7 protein-coding genes and 1 pseudogene are annotated in these 9,008 nt (G+C 64.4%); 1 reads left to right on the forward strand and 7 read right to left on the reverse strand.

The window, feature by feature from the left end; genetic code table 11:
* Positions 1 to 149: 149 nt before the first annotated feature.
* Complete coding sequence (locus tag AC1DX0_RS25625) at positions 150 to 323, forward strand: hypothetical protein (protein WP_477219803.1); 174 nt, start codon at positions 150 to 152, stop codon at positions 321 to 323.
* Between the two features lie 83 nt (positions 324 to 406).
* Here AC1DX0_RS25625 and AC1DX0_RS25630 read toward each other — a convergent pair whose 3' ends face one another.
* From AC1DX0_RS25630 to AC1DX0_RS25660, 7 genes and pseudogenes are all read right to left on the reverse strand, one after another.
* Positions 407 to 1,030, reverse strand: coding sequence for a sarcosine oxidase subunit gamma (locus AC1DX0_RS25630; protein WP_477219769.1), 624 nt, complete (start codon positions 1,028 to 1,030; stop codon positions 407 to 409).
* Positions 1,023 to 4,004: a sarcosine oxidase subunit alpha gene (locus AC1DX0_RS25635; RefSeq protein WP_477357280.1), complete on the reverse strand. Its 2,982-nt coding sequence runs from the start codon at positions 4,002 to 4,004 to the stop codon at positions 1,023 to 1,025. The genes AC1DX0_RS25630 and AC1DX0_RS25635 overlap by 8 nt, the downstream gene beginning before the upstream one ends.
* Positions 4,004 to 4,279 (reverse strand): sarcosine oxidase subunit delta family protein, encoded by a 276-nt coding sequence (locus tag AC1DX0_RS25640; RefSeq protein WP_477219767.1) that lies wholly within the window; start codon positions 4,277 to 4,279, stop codon positions 4,004 to 4,006. Before AC1DX0_RS25640 ends, AC1DX0_RS25635 begins: the two co-directional genes overlap by 1 nt.
* Positions 4,280 to 4,289: 10 nt before the next feature.
* Complete coding sequence (locus AC1DX0_RS25645) at positions 4,290 to 5,543, reverse strand: sarcosine oxidase subunit beta family protein (RefSeq protein ID WP_477357282.1); 1,254 nt, start codon at positions 5,541 to 5,543, stop codon at positions 4,290 to 4,292.
* A 36-nt stretch (positions 5,544 to 5,579) separates the two neighbouring features.
* The gene (glnT, locus tag AC1DX0_RS25650) at positions 5,580 to 6,887 is read right to left on the reverse strand and encodes a type III glutamate--ammonia ligase (RefSeq protein WP_477357284.1); all 1,308 of its coding nucleotides are present in this window, start codon (positions 6,885 to 6,887) and stop codon (positions 5,580 to 5,582) included.
* Positions 6,888 to 6,920: 33 nt separating this feature from the next.
* Positions 6,921 to 8,249: an FMN-binding glutamate synthase family protein gene (locus AC1DX0_RS25655; protein ID WP_477357286.1), complete on the reverse strand. Its 1,329-nt coding sequence runs from the start codon at positions 8,247 to 8,249 to the stop codon at positions 6,921 to 6,923.
* Positions 8,250 to 8,255: 6 nt separating this feature from the next.
* Positions 8,256 to 8,987: pseudogene (locus AC1DX0_RS25660) on the reverse strand (GltB/FmdC/FwdC-like GXGXG domain-containing protein).
* Positions 8,988 to 9,008: the final 21 nt, after the last annotated feature.

Genomic DNA, 9,008 nt, shown 5'->3' on the forward strand with positions numbered 1-9,008 from the left:
ATACTGGCGCTGGCGCCGGAGATCGGGCAGGCCTCGCGACGCGAGATTGCAGCGCTTACCGGTCTGGCGCCCTACGACTTCGATACCGGCACCTTCAAAGGTCGCCGCGTCATCTGGGGCGGCCGGCATGCTCTGCGCAGGTGGTCTACATGGCAGCGCTCACCGCCAGCCGCTCAAATCCCGTACTCAGAGCCTTCCACCAGCGTCTCATTGCCAACGGCAAGCAACCAAAGGTCGCCATCGTCGCCGTGGCCCGAAAGATTATGACCATCCTCAGCGCCATGCTTCGACACAACCAACCCTGGTGTCCAGACAAAGCCTGAAAACACAGTTGCTCATCCGTCTCGGCGCTACGCGCCGATCCACCTTCTCCCACAAGGAGAGAAGGAAGAGCCGCGCACAAGCGCTACGCCAGTTCCTCGGAATGATTGATCGCCACACCATACTCAGCGGCCGAGTCAAGAATCATGTGCCACAGGCTTTCGGCGAAGGTCGTAAACACCAGAAGGTTGAACACCGCCAATCCATCTCGATCAGTGCCGCGCCAAAGCGTGACGCTGGTGTGATCCATCGAGGTCGCGGCGGCTGTACTGACGGGGAATGCCCCCGGGTGCAGATCGATCGACGACAGCTTGGCCAGCATCGTCCGCGCCTTGGTGCCGGAGATGCTGATCAGCACGCGCGCATGCGATTGGTCGGACAGCGAAGCGGAAGATGCAAACGCCTGAGTGAGCGCCCCAATCCCATGCTTGCCGCCCTTCGACAGGACGAAAAACTGATCCGGTCCAGACCATATCAGCGTCGCGTCGGCCGTGCCGACCGCCTTCGGTGCTTCCGGAGCCACAACACCGAAGCGAGCCTCCGCAGCATTGGCCATCTCAGCCGCCTTGCCACGCCGCGCCATCACCTGGATGAGGTCGAAATTGCGGATCTCAGTCAACGAAACGCCAACATCGCCTGCCGCGCCAGACGGCCCGGCGACAAGCGCACGGTCGAGCGGGCTGCGGACGTCCCAGGAAAACTCAGCCACGCTGGCGCCCTCCATCCGGATCATAGAAGACGGGATTGCACAGCTCGACATCATAATCTTCGCCGCGAATTGGATCATGCGCATGGACGATCTCGCCGATACGTTCGCGGCCGCGCTCGACAAGCGCCAGCCCGATCCACTGGTCTGATGTCGGCGAGAAGCAGACCGAGGTGATATAGCCTTGGTCGTTGCCCGGTCCGGGTGTCTGCCCTTTCGGGATTATGTGCGCCCCGGAGCGCAGCCGGCGCGCTTTGTCGGTCGGCTTGACGCCGACCACGACCTGGCGATCCGGCGCGACCAGTGCCTCGCGTCCTGCCATCACGCGGCCGATATAGTCTTTCTTGGTCGACATCATCTTGCCGAGGCCAAGATCGGCAGCCGTCGTTGTGCCGCTCAGTTCCGGTCCGGCGATATGGCCCTTTTCAACGCGCATGACGCCGAGCGCCTCGGTGCCGTAAGGCGTGACGCCGAACGTCGCGCCGGCCAGCATCAGATTGCGTGCCATCGCCTCTCCGTAGCGCGCTGGTACCGAAATCTCGAACGCCATTTCGCCGGAGAAGGAGATGCGGAACAGCCGYGCCTTGATGCCGCCGCGCAATGCGACTTCGCGCGCGCCCATGAACGGGAAACCTTCGTTGGACAGGTCCTCGGCAGGGTCGACAATTTCTTTCAACAGATCGCGGGTTTTGGGGCCAGCGATCGAGAATTGCGCCCACTGGTCGGAGACSGAGGTCARYTGCACGTCGAGYTCGGGGAACAGCACCTGCCGGCAGAATTCGAGATGCTGCATCACCAGCCCGGCCTTGGCTGTCGTGGTGGTGAGGAAATAGTGGTCCTCGGCCAGCCGTGACGTCGTGCCGTCATCATAGACGATGCCGTCCTCGCGCAGCATCAGCCCGTAACGGGCTTTTCCCACGGCGAGATTGGAGAAGGTGTTGATGTAGACGCGGTCGAGGAAGGCACCGGCATCCGTGCCATGCACGTCGATCTTGCCGAGCGTCGAGACATCGCAGAAGCCGACGCCTGAGCGCACCGCCTTGACCTCGCGGGTGACCGATTCCAGCCAGTCCTTCTCGCCGGCGCGCGGGTACCACTGCGCCCGCTTCCAGAGACCAGTGTCGACGAAGATSGCRCCCTGTTCGGCTGCCCAGTGATGCGACGGCGTCAAYCTKGTSGCRTGGAACGTCTCGTCGCGATGATGGCCGGCGAAGGCGCCGATGGCGACGGGCACGTAAGGCGGCCGGTAGATCGTCGTGCCGGTCTCGGGAATGGACCGGCCGCTGACAGCCGCCATGATGGCGAGGCCGGCTACGTTCGATGTCTTGCCCTGGTCGGTCGCCATGCCGAGCGTGGTGTAGCGCTTCAGATGCTCGACCGATTCAAAACCTTCACGCTGGGCGAGTTCGATGTCGGACGCGGTCACGTCGTGCTGGTAGTCGACGAAGGCCTTACCCTTGCCGGCGACATGCCAGAGCGGCGCCAGCGAAAACGCCTCGTCGTCGGCGAGCGGCGCAGAACCGACCGTGCCGTTGCGTCCGACATCCCGCGCTGCTGCTGCACCGGCGGCGAACCCTTCAGCCAGGCAGGCGCCGAGGCCGAAGGCACCGTTGGCGGCACCGGCGGCAACCATGCCGGGAGGCGCGCCATCCGGCACGAAGGCMGCWATATCRTCSYGCCATTTCGGCCGGCCGCGATGGTAGGAAGTCAGCCCGACCGCCGGGTTCCAGCCGCCGGARACCGCGAGCCCGTCGGCCTCGAGTTCGGCGCGTGCTCCGCCGGTCAGCGACACCGCAATTTTCCGCACGCCATCCTTGCCGCCTTCGACGCCGCAGACGGAACCATGCAGAACTGTGAAGCCATTCTTGGAGGCCAGCGAGCGATGTGCCGGCGTAACATCAGGCCGTGCGTCGATCACCGCGGCGATCTGCAGCCCGGCTGCGAGCGCTGTCTCGACCGTGCGCCAGCCATCCTCGTTGTTGGTGAACAGTGCGACCCGTTTTGCCGGAGCGGCAGCATAGCGCCCGACATAGGTCCGCATCGCCGACGCCATCATCACGCCGGGTGTGTCATTGCCGGCAAAGACGATGGGACGTTCGATGGCGCCGGCGGCAACGATGCAGCGCTTGGCCACGATCCGCCACAGCCGCTGGCGCACCTGATGTTCGGGCGGCGAGGGCAGGTGGTCGCTGACCCGCTCCAGCGCACCATAGGTGCCACCGTCATAGACGCCGAACAGCGTCGTGCGGGTCATGAGGCGGACATCGGGCATCGAACCCAGCTCGGCCAGCGTCCGCGACAGCCATTCGGTGGCCGGCAGGCCATCGATCGTACCGCCATCCGAGAGCAGGCGGCCGCCAGGCGTGAAATCTTCCTCGCAGAGAATAACGCGGGCGCCGCTGCGGCCGGCGGCAAGTGCCGCGGCAAGGCCGGCCGGACCGGAACCGGCGATCAGCACGTCACAATGCGCCCAGGCCTTGTCGTAGTGGTCGGGATCGGCAACGCCCGCAGCGCGGCCAAGGCCGGCGGCGCGGCGGATCGCCGGCTCGTAGATCGCTTCCCAGAATTTTGCCGGCCACATGAAGGTCTTGTAGTAGAAGCCGGCGACGAAGATCGGCGCGAACAGCTGGTTGACCGACATCACATCATGGCGCAGCGACGGCCAACGGTTCTGGCTGGCGGCTTCCAGCCCTTCATAGAGCTCAGCGGTCGTCGCCTTGGTGTTCGGCTCGCGCCGGGCACCTGTGCGCAGTTCGACCAGCGCGTTGGGCTCTTCCGAGCCTGACGTCAGGATGCCGCGCGGGCGATGGTATTTGAACGAGCGGCCGACCAGCTTGACGCCATTGGCGATCAGCGCCGACGCCAACGTGTCGCCCTGGAAGCCGGAAAAACTCTTGCCGTCGAAACGGAAATTCAGCGACGCCGAGCGGTCGATGAGACCGCCACTGTCCAGCCGGTTTGTCTGCGCGCCGGCCATCACGCGCCAACCTTCGCGGCACCAGCGCCCGCAGCCGCCTCGACCGAAGAAATTTCATGCGTCAGCGTGTTGCGGGTGACCTTAAGCCAGGCCCGGCAACCGCCGCCATGATACCAGTTCTCGCTCATCACGCCGGCGATATTGTCGCGCAGATAGACATAGTCGTAGACGGCATCTTCGCCGGCATCCGCCGTCGGCCGCACCGGCTTGGCGTCGCCGAGATAGGTGAACTCGCCGAGTTCGCGTTCGCCGCAGAAGGGACAGGTGATGCGCATGTGGCCGTCCTCAGTGCAGGTTCGGTTGGGCGCCCTGGCCCTTTTCGTCGATCATGGCACCAGTCCGGAACCGGTCGAGGCGGAACCTTGCAGCTTCTTCATGTGGCGTATCGCGGGCCAGCAGATGAGCAAAGACGAAGCCGGAACCCGGAGTCGCCTTGAAGCCGCCATAGCACCAGCCGGCGTTGAGATAGAGCCCGTCGACCGGCGTCTTGTCGATGATCGGCGAGCCGTCCATCGACATGTCCATGATGCCGCCCCACTGGCGCAAAAGCCGCACGCGGCCGATCATCGGCATCAGCGCCATGCCGCCCTCGCAGACATCCTCCATCACAGGCATGTTGCCGCGCTGGGMGTAGGAATTGTAGCCGTCAATGTCGCCGCCGAAGACCAGGCCACCCTTGTCCGACTGGCTGACATAGAAGTGGCCGGCGCCGAAGGTCATGACTCCGGGGATCAGCGGCTTGATCGCCTCGGAGACGAAGGCCTGTAGCACATGGCTTTCGATCGGCAGACGCAAGCCCGCCATATCAGCGACGCGCGACGAGGAGCCGGCAACCGCCATGCCGACCTTGCCGGCGCCGATCTTGCCACGCGACGTCTCGACCCCGGTCACCTTGCCATTGGCGTCCCTGACGAAACCAGTCACCTCGCAATTCTGGATGATGTCGACGCCGAGCCCGCTCGCCGCATGGGCATAACCCCAGACCACGGCGTCGTGCCGCGCCGTGCCGCCGCGGCGCTGCAGCAATCCGCCTTGCACGGGAAAACGCGCATTGTCGTAGTTCAGGAACGGTATCATCTTCTTGACCGCGGCGAGGTCGAGCAGTTCGGCGTCGATGCCGTTGATGCGCATGGTGTTGCCGCGCCGCGCATAGGCGTCCCGCTGGGCGTCTGAGTGGTAGAGGTTGATGACGCCGCGCTGGCTGACCATCGAATTGTAGTTGAGGTCCTGCTCCATCCGCTCCCACAGCTTCATCGACAATTCGTAGAAGCCGGTGTTGCCGGGCAGGCCGTAATTGGAGCGGATGATGGTGGTGTTGCGGCCGGCATTGCCGGAACCGATCCAGCCTTTTTCCAGCACGGCGACATTCCTGATGCCGTATTCGCTGGCGAGGAACCAGGCGGTGGCCAAGCCATGGCCGCCGCCGCCGATGATCACCACGTCGTAGTGGTCCTTCGGCGTGGCGTCGCGCCAGGTGCGCTGCCAGTTCTTGTGGCCGGAAAGGGCGGCGCGGGCGAGCGAGAAGATCGAGTATTTCATCAGGTCATTCCGAGGTCGCTCGCCTCACACCAGACATTAGATGTCCAGCGTGTGGTCGCGCTCCCATTGCGTGAAGTGCGACGCATAGGAATTCCATTCCTGGTGCTTCAGCTTTAGGTAGGCCGACGAGAATTCCTCACCCAGCGCCGCCTTGAGCGATTTGTCCTTGTCGAACTCGCGCAGCGCGTCGAGCAGGTTGAGCGGCAGTTTCGGYGCGCCCTTCACSGTATGKCCGTGCTGGTACATGTCGATGTCGTAGCGCTTGCCGGGATCGGCCTTSGAGCGGATGCCGTCGAGGCCSGCGGCRATGATCACYGCCTGCAGCAGATAGGGGTTGGCGGCACCGTCCGGCAGCCGCAGYTCGAAGCGGCCGGGGCCGGGCACGCGCACCATGTGGGTGCGGTTGTTGCCGGTCCAGGTCACCGTGTTCGGGGCCCAGGTTGCGCCCGAGATCGTGCGCGGCGCGTTGATGCGCTTGTAGGAGTTGACCGTCGGGTTGGTGATGGCGGCCAAGGCCGAGGCGTGCTTCATGATGCCGCCGAGGAAATTCTTGCCCTTGGCCGACAGGCCGAGTTCCATCGCATTGTCGGCGAAGACGTTGGTCTTGCCAGCCCTGTCCCACACCGAGATATGGGCATGGCAGCCATTGCCGGTCAGGCCCTGGAAGGGTTTTGGCATGAAGGTGGCACGCAGGCCGTGCTTTTCGGCGACCGACCTGACCATGAATTTGAAGAAGGAGTGCTTGTCGGCGGTCGCCAGCGCGTCGTCGAAGGCCCAGTTCATCTCGAACTGGCCGTTGGCGTCCTCRTGGTCGTTCTGGTAGGSGCYCCACCCCAGCGCCAGCATGTGGTCGCAGATCTCGGCGATCACGTCATAGCGGCGCATCACCGCCTGCTGGTCRTAGCARGGCTTTGATGCSGTGTCGTATTGGTCGGAGATGACGCTGCCGTCCGGCGAGATCAGGAAGAACTCGGCCTCGACGCCGGTCTTGACATGCATGCCGTCGCCGGCGGCCTCCGCGATCAGCCGCCTCAGCGTGTTGCGCGGCGTCTGGTCGACCTCCTTGTCGTCCATGATGCAGTTGGCGGCGACCCAGGCCACCTCTTTTTTCCATGGCAACTGGATGACCGAGTCCGGATCCGGCACCGCCAGCATGTCTGGATGCGCCGGGGTCAGGTCGAGCCAGGTGGCGAAACCGGCAAAGCCGGCGCCGTCTTTCTGCATATCGGCGATGGCCTGCGCCGGCACCAGCTTGGCRCGCTGGCCACCGAACAGGTCGGTGTAGGAAATCATGAAATATTTGACGCCGTTCTCTTTGGCGAAKGCGGCGAGATCGTTCCCCATTATAGTTCCTCGCTTGGTATTTTGGATGCTGTTTTAGAAGCCGTTTTTCCCCGGTATCCAGTTGGTGCCGGCCAGCGGCACGCCGGCCATGGCGGCGGCTTCGATGGTGAGCGCGACGAGATCCTCGGGCTCGAGATTGTGCAGGCTGTTCTTGCCGCAGGCGCGGGCAATGGTTTGAGCCTCCAGCGTCATCACCTTGAGGTAGTTGGCCAGACGGCGTCCGGCAGCCACCGGGTCGACCCGCTTCATCAGTTTGGGGTCCTGCGTGGTGATGCCGGCGGGGTCRCGSCCCTCRTGCCAGTCGTCATAGGCGCCGGCCGTGGTGCCGAGYTCGTTGTACTCSGMCTCCCAGCGSGGRTCGTTGTCGCCGAGCGCSACCAGYGCSGCSGTGCCGATCGACACCGCGTCGACGCCGAGCGCCAGCGCCTTGGCGACATCGGCGCCGTTGCGGATGCCGCCCGAGATGATCAGCTGCACCTTGCGGTGCATGCCGAGATCCTGCAGCGCCTGCACCGCCGGCCTGATGCAGGCAAGCGTCGGCTGGCCGACATTCTCGATGAACACTTCCTGCGTCGCCGCAGTGCCGCCCTGCATGCCGTCGACGACGACGACATCTGCGCCGGCCTTCACCGCAAGGGCCGTATCGTAATAGGGGCGGGCGCCGCCGACCTTGACGTAGATCGGCTTTTCCCAGTCGGTGATCTCGCGCAGTTCGAGGATCTTGATCTCGAGATCGTCCGGGCCGGTCCAGTCGGGATGGCGCGAGGCCGAGCGCTGGTCGATGCCCTTCGGCAGCGTGCGCATTTCGGCGACACGGTCGGAGATCTTCTGGCCAAGCAGCATGCCGCCGCCGCCGGGCTTGGCGCCTTGGCCGACGACAACTTCGATCGCATCGGCGCGGCGCAGGTCGCGCAAATTCATGCCGTAGCGCGAGGGCAGATACTGATAAACCAGTTGCTTGGAATGGCCGCGCTCTTCCTCGGTCATGCCGCCATCGCCCGTCGTGGTCGAGGTGCCGGACAGTGTCGCGCCGCGCCCGAGCGCTTCCTTGGCGGGACCGGACAGCGAGCCAAAGCTCATGCCGGCGATGGTGATCGGGATCTTCAGCTCGATCGGCTTCTTGGCATGGCGCGAGCCCAGCACCACTGATGTGTCGCAGCGTTCGCGATAGCCTTCGAGCGGATAGCGCGAGATCGAGGCGCCGAGGAACAAAAGGTCGTCGAAATGCGGCAGCTTGCGCTTGGCGCCGGCGCCTCTGATGTCATAGATACCGGTCGCCGCGGCACGGCGGATTTCGGAAAGCGTGTAGTCGTCGAAGGTCGCGGATTTGCGCGGCGTCGTCGGCGGGTTGCGATAGGTCATGCTGCCTCAATACGCGTCGGCGTTGTCGATATTGAAATTGTAGAGCGTGCGCGCCGAGCCGTAGCGTTTGAATTCCGACGGCTTGACGCCGGTGACGCCGGCACGGTCGAGCAGGCCCTGCAGCAATTCCAGATGCTCGGGCCGCATCTCCTTGGCGATGCAGTCGGCACCCAGGCTGTCGACCTTGCCGCGTACGAACAGCCGTGCCTCGTAGATGGAATCGCCCAGCGCATCGCCGGCATCGCCCAGCACCACCAGATTTCCGGATTGCGCCATGAAGGCCGACATGTGGCCGATATTGCCGTGCACGACGATGTCGATGCCCTTCATCGAAATGCCGCAGCGCGACGAGGCATTGCCCTCGATGACCAGCAGTCCGCCCTTGCCGGTGGCGCCGGCATACTGGCTGGCATCGCCTTTGATCGTGATCGAGCCCGACATCATGTTTTCGCCGACGCCCGGTCCGGCCGAACCGTGCACGGTGATGGCGCTGCCGGAATTCATGCCGCCGCAGTAGTAGCCGACGCTGCCGCGCACATCGATGGAAACAGGCTGGTCGACGCCGACGGCGACCGAATGGCTGCCCTTCGGGTGCAGCACCTCCCACGCCGTTTCATTCGAACCAGGCGTCAGATTATGCAGCGCCTGGTTGAGCTCGCGCAGCGACRRCWCRTCGAGGTCGAASACCCKSGMRGCGTGGTCGYKCGYYRCCGYCTTTGAAMGTTTKGTTGCCGGCATGAACTCAATGCTCCCAGAAAT

This window comes from Mesorhizobium sp. P3_A9, assembly GCF_056402975.1.

Excerpts from the sequence above, each read along its gene's own strand:
- AC1DX0_RS25625 (WP_477219803.1), top strand. The coding sequence starts at position 150 with ATGGCAGCGCTCACCGCCAGCCGCTCAAATCCCGTACTCAGAGCCTTC.
- AC1DX0_RS25640 (WP_477219767.1), bottom strand. The coding sequence starts at position 4,279 with ATGCGCATCACCTGTCCCTTCTGCGGCGAACGCGAACTCGGCGAGTTC.